This is a genomic window from Anaeromyxobacter diazotrophicus (assembly GCF_013340205.1).
GTDB lineage: Bacteria > Myxococcota > Myxococcia > Myxococcales > Anaeromyxobacteraceae > Anaeromyxobacter_A > Anaeromyxobacter_A diazotrophicus.
Map to the genome: position 1 here is coordinate 281,968 of NZ_BJTG01000009.1, position 17,717 is coordinate 299,684.

Genomic DNA, 17,717 nt, shown 5'->3' on the forward strand with positions numbered 1-17,717 from the left:
GCCGTCGACCCGCGTCGCTCCCGCTCACGCCCTCGCGCGCAGGTTCCGCTTGTCGAGCCGGCGCACCACCCGGTCGCCGGCCGACTGCACCGCCTGCACGAGGACGACGAGCACCACCACCACCGCCAGCATGACCTCGGGCTGGAAGCGCTGGTAGCCGTAGCGGATGCCGAGGTCCCCGAGGCCCCCGCCCCCGACCGCGCCCGCCATCGCCGAGTAGCCGACCAGGCTCACGACGGTGATGGTGAGGCCGGCGACGATGCCGGGCAGCGCCTCGGGCAGGAGCACCTTCAGCACGATCTGGCGCGGGGTGGCCCCCATCGCCTGCGCCGCCTCGATGAGGCCGGGGTCCACCTCGCGCAGCGACGACTCGACGAGCCGCGCCACGAAGGGGATGGCCGCCAGCGTGAGCGGCACCACCGCCGCCGCCGTCCCGATGGAGGTGCCGACGAGGAGGCGCGTGAGGGGGATGATGGCGACGAGCAGGATGATGAAGGGCGTGGAGCGGGCCGCGTTCACCACCCCGCCCAGCACCCGGCTCGCGAGCGCGTGCTCGAGGACGTGACCGCGGGAGGTCACCACCAGCACCACGCCGAGCGGCACGCCCACGGCGGCCGAGAGCGCGGTCGAGACGCCCACCATGACGAGCGTCTCGAGGAGCGCGTCGAGGAGCAGGCTACCCATCGCGAGCGACATGTCCGAGGATCTCCGCTTGCAGGTCCTGGCCGCGGATCCAGGCGAGCGCGGCCTCCACCGCCGCCGGCGCCCCCTCCGCCTCCACGATGATGTTCCCGTAGGGCTGGCCCTGGATGTAGTCGACGTGGCCCTGGACGATGTTGAGCAGCACGTCGAACCGGCGCACCGCCTGCGCGATGACCGGGGTGGTGGCCGACGGGCCGGTGAAGATGATGCGGACGATGGGGCTCGTGCCGGCGGGCGCGCCCGCGGCCAGGCGCGCGCGGAGCCAGGGCGGCAGCTCGCGGTCGACCACGTCGCGCACGAGGCCCCGCGTCACCTCGCTGCGCGGCGCGGTGAACACCTGGAACACCGGACCCTGCTCCACCACCTCGCCGCGGTCGAGCACCGCCACCCGCTCGCACACCGCCTGGATGACCTGCATCTCGTGGGTGATGAGGACCACGGTCAGCCCGAGCTTCTGCTGGATGTCCTTGAGGAGCGCCAGGATCGACTGCGTCGTCTCCGGGTCCAGGGCGCTCGTCGCCTCGTCGCAGAGGAGCACCTCCGGCCGCGAGGCGAGCGCGCGCGCGATCCCGACCCGCTGCTTCTGGCCGCCCGACAGCTCGGCCGGGTAGCGGCCGGCCAGGGCGGAGAGGCCCACCAGCTCGACCAGCGGCGCCGCCTCCCTGCGGCTCTCCTCGCGCGAGCGGCCGGCGAGCTCGAGCGGCAGGGCCACGTTGCCGAGCACCGTCCGGGAGGAGAGCAGGTTGAAGTGCTGGAAGATCATCCCGATGTCGCGGCGCGCCTCGCGCAGCCCGGCGCCGTCGAGCGCGGTCATGTCGCGGCCCGCCACCCGCACTCGCCCCGAGGTGGGCCGCTCGAGCAGGTTCACGCAGCGCACGAGCGTGCTCTTGCCGGCGCCGCTGCGGCCGATGACGCCGAAGATCTCGCCCCGCGCGACCTGGAGCGAGACGCCCCGCAGCACGGGCACCTCCTCGCCGTCGCGGCGGAACACCTTGGTGAGCCCGTCGACCTCGATCATCGCCACGCCCCTCTACCCGACGTCGCCGCGCCCCGCCAGCGCCGACCGCGGCCGCGCCGCCCCGCGCCGCGCCGCGCCGCGCCGCGGCATGTCCGCTATCACGGATGGGGCTGCGGGACCAGCGTTCCCTTGCGCGGGCCCACCCCGCGTGCTTTGCATCCAGGCATCCCTCGCCGCGGAGGCGTCATGCAGTATCGCAAGCTCGGCCGGAGCGACCTGGCGGTGTCGGAGATCGCGCTCGGCTCGTGGCTCACCTACGGCGGCGGCGTGCCCCGGGAGCGCGCCGAGGCGTGCGTGCGGCGCGCGTTCGACGAGGGCATCAACTTCTTCGACACCGCCAACGTCTACGCGCTCGGCGCGGCGGAGTCCTTCCTGGGCGCGGCGCTGGCCGGCGTGCCGCGCGACCGGTACGTGCTCGCCACCAAGGTCTACTTCCCCATGTCGCCGCAGGACCAGGGGCTCTCGGCGGCGCAGATCGCGAAGCAGCTCGACGCCTCCCTCCGGCGGCTCCGGGTCGACCACGTCGACCTCTACCAGTGCCACCGCTACGACGAGCGCACGCCGCTCGAGGAGACGATGGCGGCGCTCACCCGCGCGGTGGAGCAGGGGAAGACGCGCTACGTCGGCTTCTCGGAGTGGAGCCCGGACCAGATCCGCGCGGCGCTGGCGCTCCCCGGGGCGCGCTTCGTGTCGAGCCAGCCGCAGTATTCGCTCCTGTGGCGCTCGCCGGAGGAGGAGGTGTTCCCGCTCTGCGCCCGCGAAGGCATCGGCAACATCGTCTGGTCGCCGCTCGGCCAGGGCGTCCTCACCGGCAAGTACCGGCCCGGCCACCCTCCCCCGGCCGACTCGCGCGCGGCGAGCGAGGCCATGGGCGGCTTCCTCCAGAAGCGGCTCGACGAGCACGTGCTGGCCGGGGTGCAGCGCCTCCGGCCCATCGCCGCCGAGCTCGGCCTCACGCTCCCCGAGCTCGCGCTCGCCTGGGTGCTGCGGAGGAGCGAGGTCACCGCCGCCATCATCGGGGCCTCGCGGCCGGAGCAGGTGACCGAGAACGTCCGCGCCTCGGGGGTGAAGCTCGACGCGGCGGTGCTCGCGCGCATCGACCAGGCGCTCGCCTGAGGTGCGGCCCGCCCGCTGAGCCGCGCAGTGCCGCGTCAAGTCGCCGCAGTTCTTGCGGGCCGGTGCGAACGTTGCGCGGCCCTCCGCGCCCGCCCCCGTCCTCGCCACACCGATCTCCTCAGTTCCCGCGGGGACTTGGCGAGGGTCACCGGGTGGCACCGGCCGTGCATCGCGCTCCGGCGCACCCCACCCCTTCCACCACCCCACCGGAGGTCATCCATGGCCAACAAGATCACCGAGGATTGCACCAACTGCGGCGCTTGCGAGGCCGAGTGCCCGAACCAGGCCATCTCGGCCGGCGACGACACCTACCTCATCGACGCCGCCAAGTGCGACGAGTGCAAGGCCGCCGGTCAGGACCCCGCCTGCATGGGCGTCTGCCCGACCGACTGCATCGTCAAGCTCTAGGACCGCTCCGCGCGGTCGCGACGAGAAGCCCCGGGTTCCCCCCCGGGGCTTCTCGTTTTCTGGGCCGGCGCTACGGGAACTCGACGCCGATGCGGCCGACGAGCCCCCAGTCCGGGGAGCCGAAGTCGCCGCCGCTCGTCGGCCAGCGGATGAGCGCCGCCGCGCCGATGTTGAGCGGCGACGGCCCGAACCTGAACCGCACGCCAGGGCGCACGCCGACGAACGTCTGCCCCCTGTCCTTGAAGATGTCGCCGAAGTCGACCCCGCGGCGCCCGAGCTCGCCCAGCACCTCGAGCCGGATCACCGTCACCGGCACGACGAAGCCGGCCAGGATCGAGCCGGCCCAGGGCTGGCCGTAGTTCCCGCTCACCGTCTTGTCGACGGAGACACCGACCCCGAGCCCGCCGATCTGCGCGAGGAGGTCGCCGCCGACCAGGGCGGTGCCCTCGTTACCGTGGGCGAACGAGTTCTTCACGCTCCCCCAGTTCGGCTGCAGTCCCTGATAGCCCCCGAAGCCCTCGACCAGGAGGCTCTGGGCCCGGGCCGCGGCGGGTGCGAGACAGGCGATGGCGATGAGGAACGCTGCGACACGTCTGGTCATATCTCCCTCCGGGCGGACCATCCGCCGCTCGCTGGAATATAGGAATCGCAGCGGTCTCGAGCGCCGCAGAGGGGGCTGACCCCAGAGGCAGGCAGGCCGCCGCCCGGGGTCAGAACGCGAGCTCGCCCCATCCCACCTCGACCGTGTGCCCTCCGACGCGGACGTCCTCGACCGCGCCCGCGCGCCGCCCCGCCCGCACGTGGAGCCGGCTCGGCCGGCGGGTCTCGAGGCCCTGCTCGATGAGGACGCGCTCGTCCGGGCGCGCCACGCCGTGCGCCACCATCCAGGCGGCGCAGCAGCCGGCCGCGGAGCCGGTGGCGGGGTCCTCTCCGCCGTAGAACAGCATCCGCGCGTGGAGGCGCGCCGCCGGGTCCACCGTCTCGCGCGCGACGAAGTAGAAGAAGCGCGCGTCGGTCCGCGCCAGGTAGTCGGCGCCGCGGGCCAGGTCCGGCCGGAGCCGCTCCAGGGCGGCCAGCGAGCGGACCGGCGCGATGGCGAAGGCGAGGCCGGTCGAGACCGTCTCGATCGGCAGCGCCTCGTCGAGGACGCCGTCCGGCAGGCCCAGCGCCCGCGCCACCTCGCGGTGGTCGTGGCGCGCCCCGAAGACCGGCGCGCGCTGCCGCATCTCGCCGAAGGCGCCGCCGGGGCCGTCCTCGAACGCGACCGGCACGCGCCCCACCCCGAGCTCCAGCACCACCTCGGCTGCCCCGCTCGCGCCGCGCAGCACCGCGGCCGTGCCGAGCGTGGGGTGGCCGGCGAAGGGCAGCTCCTCGTCGACGGTGAAGATCCGGACGCGGGTGGCGCCCGGGGCCGCCTCGCCCGGCAGGACGAAGGTGGTCTCGGACAGGTTCGTCTCGCGCGCGAGGCGCTGCATCTCCGCGCCCGAGAGGCCGCGCGCGTCGGTGAAGACGGCGAGCTGGTTCCCCTCGAGCGGACGGCTGGTGAAGACGTCGACGAGGGTGAAGGCGAGGCGGCGGGCGGTGGGGGCGGTCATCCCGGCTCCTGGGTCGAGGAGGCGGGACTCTAGCTCAGGGCGCGGCGGCGGTGGCCCGCTCCCCGGCCGGCGGCGGGGCCACCAGGGCCGGCGCCCACACCGCCTCGCTCCGCGCCGGCGCGGCGGCCGCGGCGGCCGGCGCCGGAGGGCAGGCGGGCGCCTCCGCCCGCGCCGCGGGCCGCGGCCGGGCGCGCGCCTTCCGGACGGCCGGGACCGGCTCGGCCGGCCCCGCCGCGGGCGCGGGCGCCACCACCACCGTCCCCGGCTGGCCGGGCGTGGTCTGGGCGGCGAGCGAGGTGCTCGCGTCGTGCGCGCTCTCGGTGTGCGCGGTGCCCTCGCTGTCGCTCGAGGCGTTCGCGGTCGCGGTGGCGGGCGCCTGCGCCTTGTTCGCCGCCGTGCCCAGGTAGTCGGTCATCTTCTCCGCCATCTTCTCGTAGCCGCCGACGAGGCGCCTGCGCGCGTCCTCCTCCGAGGTCCGGGCCAGGTCGCGATCCGACGAGAGCTCGGCGAGCCGCTTCTGCAGGGCGTCGTTCCGGCCGCGGAGCGCGTCGTTCTCGGCCAGCACCGCGCGCGTCGGCTCGCCGAGGCACTGCTGCAGCACCTTCTCCTCCGACGTCTGCTCGGGGAGCCGGTCGCCCCGGGTCCAGGCGTCGAGCGCGCGCGCCTGCCAGCGGTAGTCGGCGCGCGCGACGCACTCCTGCATGAGGCGCGTCAGCCGGTCCTCCGACCACCGCGGCTCCGGCGGCGCGCACGGCCCCACCTCCTCCTTGGAGCCTGCGAGCCAGCGCTCGCTCCGGCGCACCCAGCAGTTGTCCTTCTGCGCCACCTTGACGCTGGTGCACGCGGCCGCCGCGGCCCAGAGCGCCAGCAGCACCCGTCTCGAGCGAGCCATACCCGCCTCCCCCCGGCTGCCGGTGGAGCAGCCGGCGGTAAAGCTAGGGATGCGACGCCCGGCGAGAAGGCGGGCGCGAGGGGCGGCGGCGCGCCGGAGGGGTCGGGAGGCCCCACCCCGGGGCCCGGGCGGCGTCGCGTCCGGGACCGCGTGCGACGGTTTGCGCCTCTTGCGCCCCGCCCTGCCGGGGCTATCCTCTCGCCCCCCATGCCGCGTCTCCCCGATCCGCGCTTCGCCCCCGACTGCGCCATCTCGGTCGACGGCGACCGCGTCCCGGCCCGCCGCGGCGAGAGCGTCACCTCGGCGCTCCTCGCCGCCGGCCGGCCCCTCGTCTCGCGCAGCCCGAAGTACCACCGGCCCCGGGGGCCCTTCTGCCTCTCGGGCTCCTGCGCCGCCTGCCTGGTCCGCGTGGACGGACAGCCGAACGTCCGGGCCTGCCAGACGCCGTGCCGGGACGGACTCACCGTCGAGACCCAGAACGCGCTCGGCACCGCCGCCCACGACCTCCTGCGGGCGATCGACCTCTTCACGCCGGGCGGCATCGACCACCACCACATCGGCACCTGGAGCCAGCTCGCGAGCCGCGTCACCGTCGGCGCCTCGCGGCAGCTGGCGGGGCTCGGCCAGCTCGCGGACGGGGTGGCCCCGCCCTGGCCCGCGGCGGAGGAGGAGCGGTTCGACGCGCTCGTGGTGGGCTCCGGCCCGGCGGGCCTGGGGGCGGCCGAGGCGCTCGCGCGGGCGGGGCTGCGCGTGCTGGTGGCCGAGAAGGAGCGCGCGGCCGGCGGCCGGCTCCGCTGCCGGCTCGACCTCCCGAGGGACCCGCCGCTCGCCTGGGCGGGGGAGGTCGCGGAGGCGGTGCGCGGCGCGGGGGGCGAGGTGGCGCTCGGCGCCGCCGTGCTGGGCGTGTGGCCCGGCGAGGAGGGCGCGCGCGCGGCGGTGACGCAGCGCGGAGAGCCGCCGCGGCTCCGGCTGGTGCGGGCGGCGCGCGTCGTGCTCGCGAGCGGCACCTGGGCGCAGCCGCCGGTCTTCGAGCGCAACGACCTGCCCGGCGTCTTCGGCGCGCGCGGCCTCCTGGTGGCGCTGGCGGAGGACGGGGTGGTGCCCGGGCAGCGCGCCGCGGTGCTGGGCGAGGGGCCCGAGGCCGAGGCGGTGGCCGCCCGGCTCGCCGACGCCGGGATGGCCGTGGAGCGGGTGGCGGCCGAGGTGGCGCGCGGCCGCGGCGGCCGCCGGCTGGCCGCGCTCGAGCTCGCCGACGGCCGGACGATCCGCTGCGACACGCTGGCGGTCGCGACGCCGCGCATGCCGGCGGCGGAGCTGGCGCGCGAGGTGGGCGCCGCGCTCGAGCTCGACCCGGCCACGGGCGCCTTCCGCGTCCGGCCCGGGCCGGACGGCGGGGTGGCCGACGGGTGCTGGGCCGCGGGCGAGGTGACCGGCCCGCTCGACGCGGCCGAGGCCGCCGAGGCCGGCCGTCGCGCCGGGGAGGCTGCGTCCCATGGCTAGGAGCTTCATCTGCCGCTGCGAGGACGCCACCGTCGACGACGTCCGCCGCGCCTTCGAGAAGGGCTACCGCGACCTCGAGTCCGTGAAGCGGTACACCGGCCTCGGCACCGGGCCCTGCCAGGGCAAGACCTGCCTCGCCGTCGCCGCGCGCGAGCTGCTCCGGCTGGGCGCCACGCCGGCCGAGGTGCTGCCGTTCACCGTCCGCCCCCCGCTGGAGCCCACCTCGTTCGCGGCGCTGGCGGCACTCGACCCGGCCGGCCTGTCGCTCGAGGCGGGCGTGCCGGTGCCCGTCCCGCCCCCCGCCGCGCCGCGGCCGTCGGCGGCGCTGCCGGCGCGGGCGCAGGTGGTCATCGTCGGCGGCGGCATCATGGGCCTCGGCCTCGCCTACAACCTGTGCCGGCGCGGGATGAAGGACGTCGTCCTCATCGAGAAGGGCTACCTCACCGCCGGCGCCTCCGGGCGCAACGGCGGCGGCGTCCGGGCGCAGTGGACCACCCCCACCATGATCCGCCTCGCGCGCCGCTCGCTCGAGATCGGCGAGCGCTTCGCGTCCGAGATGGGCATCAACGTCTGGTTCCGGCGCGGCGGCTACCTGTTCCTCGCGCCCAGCCGCGCGCAGGCGGCGCGCATCGAGAAGAACGCCGAGATCCACGCCCGGAACGGGCTCCGCACCCGCGTCCTCACCCCGGCCGAGGCGAAGGAGGTGGTGCCGGAGCTCGACGAGCGCACCTTCCTCGCCGCCTCGTGGAACCCGGACGACGCCGTCGTCTTCCCCTGGCCCTACGTGTGGGGCTACGCGGCGCGCGCCGAGGCGCTCGGGGCGAAGGTGCTCACCTTCACCCGGGTCACCGGGTTCGAGCGGGACGGGAAGCGCCTCACTGCGGTCGAGACCGACCACGGGCGCATCGCCTGCGAGGTGGTGGTGAACGCCGCCGGCGCCTGGAGCCCCGAGATCGCCGCGCTGGCCGGGGTGAAGCTCCCCAACGAGCCGGAGCGCCACGAGATCTGCGTCACCGAGCCGCTCAAGCCCTGGCTCGGCCCCATGGTGTCGAACCTCGGCAGCGGGCTCTACTTCTCCCAGAGCCTGCGCGGCGAGATCGTGGGCGGCATGGGCGACCCGGCCGAGCCGCGCGGGATCGACACCCGCTCGACCCTGCGCTTCCTCGCCCGCTACGCGCGCGCCATCACCGAGTGCATCCCGAAGACGGCGGGCCTGAAGGTCATGCGGCAGTGGGCCGGCTGCTACGACGTGACGCCCGACAACAACCCCATCCTCGGCGCCGCCGGTTATGAGAACTTCCTGCAGCTGAACGGCTTCGTCGGCCACGGCTTCATGATGGCGCCGGCGGTCACGGAGCTCATGGCCAACTGGATGGCCGGCGACCCGCCGGACGAGATCTTCGAGCGCTTCACCCTCGACCGCTTCGAGAAGGGCGAGGTCGGCGGCGAGGACTTCATCATCGGGTAGGACCGGGGCGGACCCTGCCGCCCCCGAGGAGCCTTCGCACATGAGCAGCCACGCCCAGTTCCGCGTCCCCGCGCCCTACAACGAGCCCGTCCTCTCCTACGCGCCCGGCAACCCCGAGCGGAAGGCGCTGCGCGCCCGCCTCGCCGAGCTCTCCGGCGAGGAGCTCGAGATCCCGCTCGTCATCGGCGGCCAGGAGGTGCGCACCGGCAAGCTCGCCGACGTCCGCTGCCCGCACCGCCACGCGCACCGCCTGGCGCGCTTCCACCAGGCCGGGCCGGCCGAGGTGCAGGCCGCCATCGCGGCGGCGCGCGCGGCGCGGCGCGAGTGGGCCGCGCTCCCGTTCGCGGCGCGCGCGGCGGTCTTCCTCAAGGCGGCCGACCTGCTCGCCGGCGGCTGGCGGCCGACGCTCAACGGCGCCACGATGCTCAACCAGTCGAAGACGCCCTACCAGGCGGAGATCGACTCCGCCTGCGAGATCATCGACTTCTGGCGCTACAACGCCGCCTTCGCGGAGCGCATCTACGACGAGCAGCCGGTGAGCTCGCCGGGGCAGTGGAACCGGGTCGAGTACCGCCCGCTCGAGGGGTTCGTCTTCGCCGTCACCCCGTTCAACTTCACCTCCATCGCCGCGAACCTCCCCACCGCGCCGGCGCTCATGGGGAACACGGTGCTGTGGAAGCCGGCCTCCAGCACCGCTTACTCCAACTGGTTCATCCTGAAGCTGCTGGAGGCGGCGGGGCTGCCGCCCGGCGTCATCAACTTCGTCCCCGGCTCCGGCCGCACCGTCGGCGACCCGGTGCTCGCCAGCCCGGAGTTCGCCGGCATCCACTTCACCGGCTCGACCGCCACCTTCCACGGGATGTGGCGGACCATCGCGGAGAGCCTGCCGCGCTACAAGTCGTACCCGCGCATCGTGGGCGAGACCGGCGGCAAGGACTTCATCTTCGCCCACCCCTCGGCCGAGGTGGACGCGCTCGCGGCGGCGCTGTGCCGGGGGGCGTTCGAGGCCCAGGGCCAGAAGTGCTCGGCCGCCTCGCGCGCGTACGTGCCGGAGAGCCTCTGGCCGCGCGTGAAGGAGCGCCTGCTCGCGCTCACCGCCTCCATCCAGATGGGCGATCCGGCCGAGGACTTCCGCGTCTTCATGGGCGCGGTCATCGACCGCGGCGCGTTCGACAGCATCAAGGCGTACCTCGACTTCGCGAAGAGCTCGCCCGAGGCGAAGATCCACTGCGGCGGCAAGTGCGACGACAGCGTCGGGTACTTCGTCGAGCCCACCGTGGTCCAGGTCACGAACCCCCACCACAAGCTCATGGAAGAGGAGATCTTCGGGCCGGTGCTGACGGTCTTCGTCTACCCCGACGCGAAGCTCGACGAGGCGGTGGCGCTCTGCGACGGGACCTCGCCCTACGCGCTCACCGGCGCCGTGTTCGCCCAGGACCGGCTGGCCGTGCAGGGGCTCGAGCGGGCCCTCGCCGACGCGGCGGGTAACTTCTACGTGAACGACAAGCCCACCGGGGCGGTGGTGGGGCAGCAGCCCTTCGGCGGGGCGCGGGCGAGCGGCACCAACGACAAGGCCGGCTCGATGTGGAACCTCATCCGCTGGGTCTCGCCCCGGGCGCTCAAGGAGAACTTCGCGCCCCCCCGGGCCATCGGGTACCCCCACCAGGCGTCGAACGACTGAAAGTTCCTTCCGCGCCCGCCCCGATGATGCTCAAATGTGCGCTTCCCCGCAGGAGGAGGAGCACTCGATGAACAGAGCGATGGGTCTCGCGCTGGCGCTGGGTCTCTTGGCTTCGGGCTCCGCTGGTGCGGCTGACACGATCAAGATCGGCCTCATGGCCCCGATGACCGGCTCCTGGGCCAGCGAGGGCCAGGAGATGAAGCGCAACATCGACCTGCTCGCGGAGCAGGCGAACGCCAAGGGCGGCCTCGACGGCAAGAAGATCGAGGTGATCATCGAGGACGACGGCGGCGATCCCCGCACCGCCTCGCTCGCCGCACAGCGCCTCACCACCAAGGGCGTGGTCGCCGTCATCGGCACCTACGGCTCGGCCGTCACCGAGGCCACCCAGAACATCTACGACGAGGCCGGCATCACCCAGGTCGCGAACGGCTCCACCGCCGTCCGCCTGACCGAGAAGGGCCTCAAGCACTTCTTCCGCACCTGCCCGCGCGACGACGAGCAGGGCAAGGTGGGCGCGGCCGCCATCCAGAAGATGGGCGCCAAGCGCATCGCGCTCCTCCACGACAGCTCCGCCTACGCCAAGGGCCTGGCCGACGAGATCAACGCCATCCTCAAGGCGAACAAGCAGAACGTCGTCTTCTTCGACGCCCTCACGCCGAAGGAGCAGGACTACTCGGCCATCCTCACCAAGCTCAAGGCCGCCACCCCCGACGTCGTCTTCTTCACCGGCTACTACCCCGAGGCCGGCCTGCTCCTGAAGCAGAAGAAGCAGATGGGCTGGAACGTGCCGTTCATGGGCGGCGACGCCATCAACAACCCCGACCTGGTCAAGATCGCCGGCAAGGACGCCGCGGCCGGCTTCCAGTTCCTCTCGCCGCCGGTGCCGAAGGACCTCGACACCCCCGAGGCCAAGGCCTACCTCGCCTCCTACAAGAAGAAGTACGGCGAGGAGCCGGGCTCGATCTACGGCGTGCTCGCCGGCGACGGCTTCACCGCGGTGACGAAGGCGATCGCCGCGACCAAGTCCACCGACGCCGACAAGATCCGCGACTACCTCGTGAACAAGCTGAAGGACTTCCCAGGCCTGACCGGGAAGCTCGCCTTCAACGCCAAGGGCGACCGCGTCGGCGAGCTGTACCGCGTCTACAAGGTCGACAAGAACGGCGAGTTCGTCCTGCAGCCCAAGTAGCCGCGAAGCGCTCCACGCCGGGCGGGCCCGTGCCCCGGGCCCGCCCGCTCTTCACCGCTCGAGCCTCCATGGAGCAATTCCTCCAGCAGCTCATCAACGGCCTGGCGGTGGGGGGCATCTACGCCCTCATCGCGCTCGGCTACACGATGGTCTACGGGGTGCTGAAGCTCATCAACTTCGCCCACGGCGACCTGTTCACCTACGGCGGCTACCTCGGCCTCACCCTGCTCACCTCGCTGGCGCTGCAGGGCCGGGTCGGCACGGCGGCCGCCGTCGCGCTGCTCGTGCTCATGGTGATGGGGCTCGTGGGCGTGATGGGCGTCGTCCTCGAGCGCGCCGCCTACCGGCCGCTGCGCGAGTCGCCGCGCCTGTCGGCGGTGGTGTCCGCGCTGGGCGCCTCGATCTTCCTGCAGAACGCGCTCATGCTCCTCTACGGCGCGCGCGTCCAGGTCTACCCCGAGGGGCTCCTCCCGCAGGTGGCGGTGAGCCTGTTCGGCCTCCAGGTGCCGCTCCTGCGGATCCTGGTGGTGCTGGCCTCGGTGGTGATGATGGCCGCCCTCTACCTCTTCGTGCAGAAGACCAAGATCGGCACCGCCGTCCGCGCCGCCGCCATCGACCAGGGCGCCGCTCGCCTCATGGGCATCGACGTGAACAAGGTGGTGAGCCTGGTCTTCCTCATCGGCCCGGCGCTGGGCGGGGTGGCCGGCCTGCTCGTCGGCCTCTACTACGGCCAGGTCAACTTCACGATGGGCTGGATCTACGGGATGAAGGCCTTCACGGCCGCCATCCTGGGCGGCATCGGCAACATCCCCGGCGCGATGGTGGGCGGGCTCCTGCTCGGCGTCATCGAGGCGCTCGGCGCCGCCTACCTCTCCATCGCCTGGAAGGACGCCATCGCCTTCTGCGTGCTCATCCTCATCCTCATCGTGCGGCCGACCGGGCTGCTCGGCGAGCGGGTCGCGGAGAAGGTATGAACGTGCGCCTCGCGCTGGCCCTCCTGGCCGGGGTGGCGCTGCTGGCGGTGGCGCCGCTCGCGCTCGACGCCTACTGGCTCGACGTGCTGAACAGCGTCGGGCTCTACGCGCTCCTCGCCCTCTCGCTCAACGTCATCCTCGGCGACGCCGGCCTCTTCAACATGGGCCACGCCGCCTTCTACGCCGTCGGCGCCTACACGACGGCCATCCTCTCGACCCAGCTCCACCTGCCGGTGCTCTGGACCCTGCCGCTGGCGGGGCTGGCGGCGGCGCTCTTCGCGGCGGTGGTGGCGCGGCCGGTCATCCACCTGCGCGGCGACTACCTGCTCATCGTCACCATCGGCATGGGCGAGATCGTCCGCATCGCGCTGGTGAACGACGTCTTCGGCCTTACCGGCGGCGCGAACGGCCTCTTCGGCATCCCCCGCCCGATCGTGTTCGGCTACAAGATCCGCAAGCCGGCCGAGTTCTTCTACCTCATCTGGGCGTTCGTCCTGCTGACGGTGTTCCTCTTCGACCGGCTCGAGCAGTCGCGCTTCGGCCGCGCGCTCACGTACCTGCGCGAGGATCCGGTGGCGGCCGAGGGCAGCGGCATCAACACGACGCGCTACAAGCTCGCGGCGTTCGTGCTGGGGGCGGCCTGGGCCGGCATGGCGGGCACGCTCTACGCCGCCAAGATGACCATCATCTCCCCGGAGTCGTTCAACTTCTGGGAGTCGGTGCAGCTCTTCCTCATCGTCATCCTGGGCGGCGCCGGCTCGATCCCGGGCGTCATCCTCGGGGCGGTGCTGGTGATCGTGCTTCCGGAGGCGTTCCGCGGCTTCGCGACCGCCCGCCTGCTCGTCTTCGGGCTCGTCATGATGGTGATGATGGTCTTCCGCACCCAGGGGCTCCTCCCGCTCAAGCGCCCGCGCTTCCGCGAGAAGGACCTCGCGCGGGCCGAGGCGGCGCGATGAGCCTGCTCGAGATCCGCGACATCACCAAGAGCTTCGGCGGGCTCACCGCCGTGAACGACGTCTCGTTCGACGTGGCGGAGGGGTCCATCGTCGGCCTCATCGGGCCGAACGGCGCGGGCAAGACCACCACCTTCAACCTCATCACCGGCAACTACCGGGCCGATCGCGGCTCGGTCACCTTCGCCGGCCGGTCACTGGTGGGCATGAAGACCCACCGCATCGTGAAGCTGGGGGTCGCGCGCACCTTCCAGAACATCCGCCTCTTCCAGCAGCTCTCGGCGCTCGAGAACGTGCTGGCCGGGCGGCACTGCCGGACCGGCGCGGGGCTCCTCGGCGCCATGCTGCGCCTGCCCGGCCAGGTGAAGGAGGAGCGGGCGGCCATCGCGCGCGCGCTGGAGGAGCTCCACTTCGTCGGCCTGCAGGAGCGGTCGCTGGAGCTCGCGAAGAACCTCGCCTACGGCGACCAGCGGCGGCTCGAGATCGCCCGGGCGCTCGCCAGCGACCCCAAGCTCGTCATCCTGGACGAGCCCGCGGGCGGCATGAACGAGCAGGAGACGGACCAGCTCGTCGAGCTCATCGCCCGGATCAAGGCGCGCGGCATCACCATCCTCCTCATCGAGCACGACATGAGCCTCGTCATGCGCGCCTGCGAGCACATCGTGGTGCTCGAGTACGGCGAGAAGATCGCGGAGGGGTCGCCCAAGGCCATCCAGGCCAACCCGCGCGTCATCGAGGCCTACCTCGGCACGGAGGAGGTCTGATGGCGGCCGCACCCCTGCTCGAGCTGGATCGGCTGCACGTCAAGTACGGGAACGTCGAGGCGCTGCACGGGATCTCGCTCACCGTGAATCAGGGCGAGATCGTCACCATCCTCGGCGCGAACGGCGCCGGGAAGTCGACCACCCTGCGCGCCGTGAGCGGCCTGCTCAAGCCGTCCGGCGGCGAGATCCGGCTCGACGGCCGCCCGGCCCAGGGCATCCCCGCCCACCAGCGGGTGCGGCTCGGCATCGCCCAGGCGCCCGAGGGCCGGCGCATCTTCGGCACGCTCACCGTGCGGGAGAACCTCGGCCTCGGCGCCTTCACCCGCCAGGACTCGGCGGAGATCGCCGAGACCGCGGCCTGGATCTACGGGCTCTTCCCGGTGCTGGAGAAGCGGCGCGACCAGCTCGCCGGCACGCTCTCCGGCGGCGAGCAGCAGATGCTCGCCATCGGCCGGGCGCTCATGGCGAAGCCGCGCGTGCTGCTCCTCGACGAGCCCTCGCTGGGCCTCGCGCCGCTGCTGGTGAAGGCCATCTTCCAGACCATCCGGGAGATCAACCAGACCACCGGCGTGACGGTGGTGCTGGTGGAGCAGAACGCCCGCGCCGCCCTGAAGCTCGCCCACCGCGGCTACGTGATGGAGGTCGGCCGGATCGTGCTGGAGGGGCCCGCCCAGGCGCTCATGGACGACCCCAAGGTGCAGGGCGCCTACCTGGGGAAGCGGGCGCACCCCTAGCCCGGCCGGTCGAGCGCGCGCTCCCAGGCGACGTCGCGCCCGAGCTCCTCGTACCCCTCCGCGCGGTACAGCGCGAGGGCGGGCGCGTTCGAGGCCGCGACCCGCAGCACCACCTCGCGCGCCGAGCGCTGGTCGAGCAGCGCCTCGCACCGGCGCAGGAGCCAGCGCCCCAGCTCGCGGCGGCGCGCGCGGGCGGCGAGGCCGATCGACTCCACCTCGCCGGTGCCGTCCGGGGCGATCACGCCGCGCAGCATCCCGGCCACCCCCTCCGCGTCGACCAAGAACCGCAGGAGCCCCCCGTCGAACGCCGGCGCGGCGCGCTGGCGCTCGGCGTCGGCCCGCGTCACCCGCACCGCGAAGGCGACGTCCTCGAAGGCCGCGTTCTCCACCTCGACCCAGGCGTCCAGCCCGACGTCGTCCAGGCTCCGCTCCGCGAGGCCCGCGGGCAGGGGGAGGACGGGCCGGCGGCGCGTGCGCCGCAGGCGGAGCATGGCGTTCACCTGGGCGTAGCCGCGCGCGAGGAGCAGCGGCCCGGCCCCGCGGACGTGCTTCTCGCCGACCACGAGCGCGCGCGCCCCCTCCCGCGCGGCGCGCACCTCGGCCTCCGCCGCCAGCTCGAGCGCGGCCGAAGGCGCCGGGGCCGAGAGCCACACGAGCGAGCACCGCCCCGTCCGCGCGAGGTCGGTGCGGACGAAGAGCCCGAGCGCGCGCACGCGCTCCCCCTCGACCAGCGCCAGCCCCTCGATGCTGGGGGGCAGCGCCGCCAGCGCGCCGCGCAGCTCGCCCGGCTCGCGCCCGAGCAGGGCCGCGACCTGCGTCAGCTCCGCGAGCGCGCTCCAGGGGACGACGGTTCGCGCCATGCCGGGAAACGTAGCACACGCGCCGCGCGCGCCTTGGCCCGCCCCCGCCCCGTCCGCTAGGCTCCGGCCATGACCTCGAAGGAGCGCGCCCGGCACGAGAAGGCGCTCAGGCAGCTGCGGCAGCAGCTCGTGCAGATCGGCCCGGCTCGCATCGAGCCGAACCGCACCGACCCGAGCAGCAGCGGCGTCGCGGACGAGGACGCGCAGGCGCTGTCCGAGATGCTGCAGGTGCTCGCCTCGCAGCGGAACAAGGGCCAGGCCGACCTGCTCGCCCGCATCGACCGCGCGCTCCGCAAGCTGGCGACGGAGCCCGAGGACTTCGGGCTCTGCGAGCGGTGCGAGGAGGAGATCGCGCCGCGGCGGCTCGCGCTCATGCCCTACGCGGCGCTCTGCACCGCCTGCCAGGCCGCCGCCGAGCCCCGCCGGGCGCAGACGCGGCGCCGCCTCACCGACCAGGAGTAGCGTCGAGCTCCCAGTAGAATCGCTTGTTGTCCTTGCCCTTGTTGTCGAACTTGACGATCCGGGCGCGGCCGATCTCGGCGGTGGTATGGACGTGCGTGCCCCCGCACGCCTGGGCGTCGAAGCCGGCGATCTCCACCACGCGCACCCGGCCCGCGATGACCGGCGGCTTCACCTCCAGCGTCCGCACCAGCTCCGGGCGCCGGCGGAACTCCTCCTCCGAGATGGTGGTCGAGGTCACGGCGAGCGCCCGCGCCAGCACCTCGTTCACGCGCTGCTCCAGCTCCGGGAGCTGGTCGCGGGTGAAGCCGGCCAGCTTGAGGTCGATGCGAGACCGCTCCGGGCCGAGCTGCACGCCGGTGATGACGCCGCCGAACCGGTCGCGCGCCACCGTGTTCACGACGTGCATGAGCGCGTGGGCGCGCATGAGCGCGTGCCGGAGCGGCCAGTCGAGGGCGCCGCGCACCGCCGTGCCCGGCACGAGGTCGCGGCCGGCGCGGTGCCAGACCTCGCCCGCGTCGTCCTCCCTCACCTCCGTCACCGCGAGCGCCTCGCCGGCCGCGAGGAGCTGGCCGCGATCTGCTGGCTGGCCCCCGCCGCCCGGGTAGAAGGCGGTGCGAGAGAGGGCGCACCAGCCGTCGGCGGAGGCCGTGACCTCGGCCTCGAAGTCGCGGAGGTAAGGGTCCTCCAGGTAGAGCTTCGCGGGCATGGCGGGACGGTACGCTGAATGCGGTGCCGGCGCACGGATTGTCCGCCGGCCGTGTCCGCCCACCGGATGCTGGCGCCGGGATCCTAGTGCTAGTCCCGAACATGATGCTGATGCTGGATGCTGGTGCCGGATGCTGGTGCCGGACATTGATGCTGGTGCCGGATGCTGGATGCTGGTGCCGGACATCGCGGATGCGATGCTGATGATGCTGGATGCTGGTGCCGGACATCGCGGATGCGATGCTGATGCCGGGGCTGCTGGTGCCGGACATCGGTGCTGGCTGCTGGTGCCGGACATCGGTGCTGGATGCTGGTGCCGGACATCGGTGCTGAATGCTGGTGCCGGATGCTGGGGATGCTGGTGCCGGACATCGGTGCTGAATGCTGGGAAGCTGGTGCCGGGCACTGCAGGGTGCCCTGGCGCGCCACTTGCTCTCGCTGGCTCGCAGTGTCCCGGATCCCGCGCCGCCTCCTGGTCGAGGAGAACTCCACCAACCACTGCACGTGGCGAAGCCACGGGTTCAGTCTCGTCCTCGATTGCGACGAGGCCTGCGAGAAGTTCCTCGCACTCATCCGGAAGTACAAAGAGAAGTTCGGAATCCAGATCCTCTCCTACTGCCTCATGGGTACCCACCCGCACGTCATGTGCACGGCCACCCGCGGGCAGCGCGCCTTCAGCGACTTCTGGAAGCT

At 73.4% G+C, this 17,717-nt stretch carries 19 protein-coding genes; 12 read left to right on the forward strand and 7 right to left on the reverse strand.

What is annotated here, in order from left to right; translation table 11 throughout:
* Positions 1-24 precede the first annotated feature (24 nt).
* Together HWY08_RS18650 and HWY08_RS18655 are read right to left on the reverse strand one after the other, a co-directional pair.
* Positions 25-696: a methionine ABC transporter permease gene (locus HWY08_RS18650; protein ID WP_176068011.1), complete on the reverse strand. Its 672-nt coding sequence runs from the start codon at positions 694-696 to the stop codon at positions 25-27.
* Entirely contained in the window at positions 677-1,720 is a 1,044-nt protein-coding gene (locus HWY08_RS18655) for a methionine ABC transporter ATP-binding protein (RefSeq protein ID WP_176068081.1), read from the reverse strand. The genes HWY08_RS18650 and HWY08_RS18655 overlap by 20 nt, the downstream gene beginning before the upstream one ends.
* 186 nt (positions 1,721-1,906) lie before the next feature.
* Between HWY08_RS18655 and HWY08_RS18660 the strand changes: the two genes are divergently transcribed.
* Both HWY08_RS18660 and HWY08_RS18665 read left to right on the forward strand, forming a co-directional pair.
* Positions 1,907-2,836 carry an aldo/keto reductase family protein gene (locus HWY08_RS18660; RefSeq protein ID WP_176068013.1) on the forward strand — a complete coding sequence of 310 codons (930 nt, stop codon included), beginning with the start codon at positions 1,907-1,909 and terminating at the stop codon, positions 2,834-2,836.
* A gap of 219 nt (positions 2,837-3,055) precedes the next feature.
* Complete coding sequence (locus HWY08_RS18665; RefSeq protein WP_176068015.1) at positions 3,056-3,244, forward strand: 4Fe-4S binding protein; 189 nt, start codon at positions 3,056-3,058, stop codon at positions 3,242-3,244.
* 70 nt (positions 3,245-3,314) lie between these two features.
* On the opposite strand, the gene HWY08_RS18670 is transcribed toward HWY08_RS18665, so the two are convergent.
* The 3 genes from HWY08_RS18670 to HWY08_RS18680 all read right to left on the reverse strand — a co-directional run bounded on the left by HWY08_RS18670 (position 3,315) and on the right by HWY08_RS18680 (position 5,731).
* Positions 3,315-3,845 (reverse strand): hypothetical protein, encoded by a 531-nt coding sequence (locus HWY08_RS18670; protein WP_176068017.1) that lies wholly within the window; start codon positions 3,843-3,845, stop codon positions 3,315-3,317.
* 109 nt (positions 3,846-3,954) lie between these two features.
* Complete coding sequence (locus HWY08_RS18675; protein ID WP_176068019.1) at positions 3,955-4,839, reverse strand: PhzF family phenazine biosynthesis protein; 885 nt, start codon at positions 4,837-4,839, stop codon at positions 3,955-3,957.
* A 34-nt stretch (positions 4,840-4,873) separates the two neighbouring features.
* Positions 4,874-5,731 (reverse strand): hypothetical protein, encoded by an 858-nt coding sequence (locus HWY08_RS18680; RefSeq protein ID WP_176068021.1) that lies wholly within the window; start codon positions 5,729-5,731, stop codon positions 4,874-4,876.
* Between the two features lie 207 nt (positions 5,732-5,938).
* Between HWY08_RS18680 and HWY08_RS18685 the strand changes: the two genes are divergently transcribed.
* The 8 genes from HWY08_RS18685 to HWY08_RS18720 all read left to right on the forward strand — a co-directional run bounded on the left by HWY08_RS18685 (position 5,939) and on the right by HWY08_RS18720 (position 14,997).
* Positions 5,939-7,231 (forward strand): 2Fe-2S iron-sulfur cluster-binding protein, encoded by a 1,293-nt coding sequence (locus HWY08_RS18685; RefSeq protein ID WP_176068023.1) that lies wholly within the window; start codon positions 5,939-5,941, stop codon positions 7,229-7,231.
* Positions 7,224-8,699: an FAD-dependent oxidoreductase gene (locus HWY08_RS18690; RefSeq protein WP_176068025.1), complete on the forward strand. Its 1,476-nt coding sequence runs from the start codon at positions 7,224-7,226 to the stop codon at positions 8,697-8,699. Before HWY08_RS18685 ends, HWY08_RS18690 begins: the two co-directional genes overlap by 8 nt.
* A gap of 40 nt (positions 8,700-8,739) precedes the next feature.
* Positions 8,740-10,380, forward strand: a complete 1,641-nt coding sequence (pruA, locus tag HWY08_RS18695; protein WP_176068027.1) for an L-glutamate gamma-semialdehyde dehydrogenase — start codon at positions 8,740-8,742, stop codon at positions 10,378-10,380.
* Between the two features lie 67 nt (positions 10,381-10,447).
* Positions 10,448-11,572, forward strand: a complete 1,125-nt coding sequence (locus HWY08_RS18700) for a branched-chain amino acid ABC transporter substrate-binding protein (RefSeq protein ID WP_176068029.1) — start codon at positions 10,448-10,450, stop codon at positions 11,570-11,572.
* Between the two features lie 68 nt (positions 11,573-11,640).
* Positions 11,641-12,546, forward strand: coding sequence for a branched-chain amino acid ABC transporter permease (locus tag HWY08_RS18705; RefSeq protein WP_176068031.1), 906 nt, complete (start codon positions 11,641-11,643; stop codon positions 12,544-12,546).
* A complete protein-coding gene (locus tag HWY08_RS18710; protein ID WP_176068033.1) occupies positions 12,543-13,502 on the forward strand; it encodes a branched-chain amino acid ABC transporter permease in 960 nt (319 codons plus the stop codon). Before HWY08_RS18705 ends, HWY08_RS18710 begins: the two co-directional genes overlap by 4 nt.
* On the forward strand, positions 13,499-14,263 hold the full coding sequence (locus HWY08_RS18715; protein ID WP_176068035.1) for an ABC transporter ATP-binding protein: 765 nt from the start codon (positions 13,499-13,501) through the stop codon (positions 14,261-14,263). Before HWY08_RS18710 ends, HWY08_RS18715 begins: the two co-directional genes overlap by 4 nt.
* On the forward strand, positions 14,263-14,997 hold the full coding sequence (locus HWY08_RS18720) for an ABC transporter ATP-binding protein (protein ID WP_176068037.1): 735 nt from the start codon (positions 14,263-14,265) through the stop codon (positions 14,995-14,997). The genes HWY08_RS18715 and HWY08_RS18720 overlap by 1 nt, the downstream gene beginning before the upstream one ends.
* Here HWY08_RS18720 and HWY08_RS18725 read toward each other — a convergent pair.
* Positions 14,994-15,857: a GNAT family N-acetyltransferase gene (locus HWY08_RS18725; RefSeq protein WP_176068039.1), complete on the reverse strand. Its 864-nt coding sequence runs from the start codon at positions 15,855-15,857 to the stop codon at positions 14,994-14,996. The genes HWY08_RS18720 and HWY08_RS18725 overlap by 4 nt on opposite strands.
* A 69-nt stretch (positions 15,858-15,926) precedes the next feature.
* Here HWY08_RS18725 and HWY08_RS18730 point away from each other — a divergent pair, with 69 nt between their 5' ends.
* Entirely contained in the window at positions 15,927-16,319 is a 393-nt protein-coding gene (locus HWY08_RS18730; RefSeq protein ID WP_176068041.1) for a TraR/DksA family transcriptional regulator, read from the forward strand.
* On the opposite strand, the gene HWY08_RS18735 is transcribed toward HWY08_RS18730, so the two are convergent.
* Positions 16,303-17,025: an alanyl-tRNA editing protein gene (locus HWY08_RS18735; RefSeq protein WP_176068043.1), complete on the reverse strand. Its 723-nt coding sequence runs from the start codon at positions 17,023-17,025 to the stop codon at positions 16,303-16,305. The two genes, HWY08_RS18730 and HWY08_RS18735, sit on opposite strands and share 17 nt — an antisense overlap.
* Positions 17,026-17,472: 447 nt before the next feature.
* Between HWY08_RS18735 and HWY08_RS18740 the strand changes: the two genes are divergently transcribed.
* On the forward strand, positions 17,473-17,717 hold a 245-nt coding region (locus HWY08_RS18740; protein WP_503826545.1), incomplete at its 3' end, for a transposase.

Bases quoted from the DNA above. Each gene is read 5' to 3' on its own strand.
- HWY08_RS18650 (WP_176068011.1), bottom strand. From the start codon at position 696: ATGTCGCTCGCGATGGGTAGCCTGCTCCTCGACGCGCTCCTCGAGACG.
- HWY08_RS18655 (WP_176068081.1), bottom strand. From the start codon at position 1,720: ATGATCGAGGTCGACGGGCTCACCAAGGTGTTCCGCCGCGACGGCGAG.
- HWY08_RS18660 (WP_176068013.1), top strand. From the start codon at position 1,907: ATGCAGTATCGCAAGCTCGGCCGGAGCGACCTGGCGGTGTCGGAGATC.
- HWY08_RS18665 (WP_176068015.1), top strand. From the start codon at position 3,056: ATGGCCAACAAGATCACCGAGGATTGCACCAACTGCGGCGCTTGCGAG.
- HWY08_RS18670 (WP_176068017.1), bottom strand. From the start codon at position 3,845: ATGACCAGACGTGTCGCAGCGTTCCTCATCGCCATCGCCTGTCTCGCA.
- HWY08_RS18675 (WP_176068019.1), bottom strand. From the start codon at position 4,839: ATGACCGCCCCCACCGCCCGCCGCCTCGCCTTCACCCTCGTCGACGTC.
- HWY08_RS18680 (WP_176068021.1), bottom strand. From the start codon at position 5,731: ATGGCTCGCTCGAGACGGGTGCTGCTGGCGCTCTGGGCCGCGGCGGCC.
- HWY08_RS18685 (WP_176068023.1), top strand. From the start codon at position 5,939: ATGCCGCGTCTCCCCGATCCGCGCTTCGCCCCCGACTGCGCCATCTCG.
- HWY08_RS18690 (WP_176068025.1), top strand. From the start codon at position 7,224: ATGGCTAGGAGCTTCATCTGCCGCTGCGAGGACGCCACCGTCGACGAC.
- pruA (WP_176068027.1), top strand. From the start codon at position 8,740: ATGAGCAGCCACGCCCAGTTCCGCGTCCCCGCGCCCTACAACGAGCCC.
- HWY08_RS18700 (WP_176068029.1), top strand. From the start codon at position 10,448: ATGAACAGAGCGATGGGTCTCGCGCTGGCGCTGGGTCTCTTGGCTTCG.
- HWY08_RS18705 (WP_176068031.1), top strand. From the start codon at position 11,641: ATGGAGCAATTCCTCCAGCAGCTCATCAACGGCCTGGCGGTGGGGGGC.
- HWY08_RS18710 (WP_176068033.1), top strand. From the start codon at position 12,543: ATGAACGTGCGCCTCGCGCTGGCCCTCCTGGCCGGGGTGGCGCTGCTG.
- HWY08_RS18715 (WP_176068035.1), top strand. From the start codon at position 13,499: ATGAGCCTGCTCGAGATCCGCGACATCACCAAGAGCTTCGGCGGGCTC.
- HWY08_RS18720 (WP_176068037.1), top strand. From the start codon at position 14,263: ATGGCGGCCGCACCCCTGCTCGAGCTGGATCGGCTGCACGTCAAGTAC.
- HWY08_RS18725 (WP_176068039.1), bottom strand. From the start codon at position 15,857: ATGGCGCGAACCGTCGTCCCCTGGAGCGCGCTCGCGGAGCTGACGCAG.
- HWY08_RS18730 (WP_176068041.1), top strand. From the start codon at position 15,927: ATGACCTCGAAGGAGCGCGCCCGGCACGAGAAGGCGCTCAGGCAGCTG.
- HWY08_RS18735 (WP_176068043.1), bottom strand. From the start codon at position 17,025: ATGCCCGCGAAGCTCTACCTGGAGGACCCTTACCTCCGCGACTTCGAG.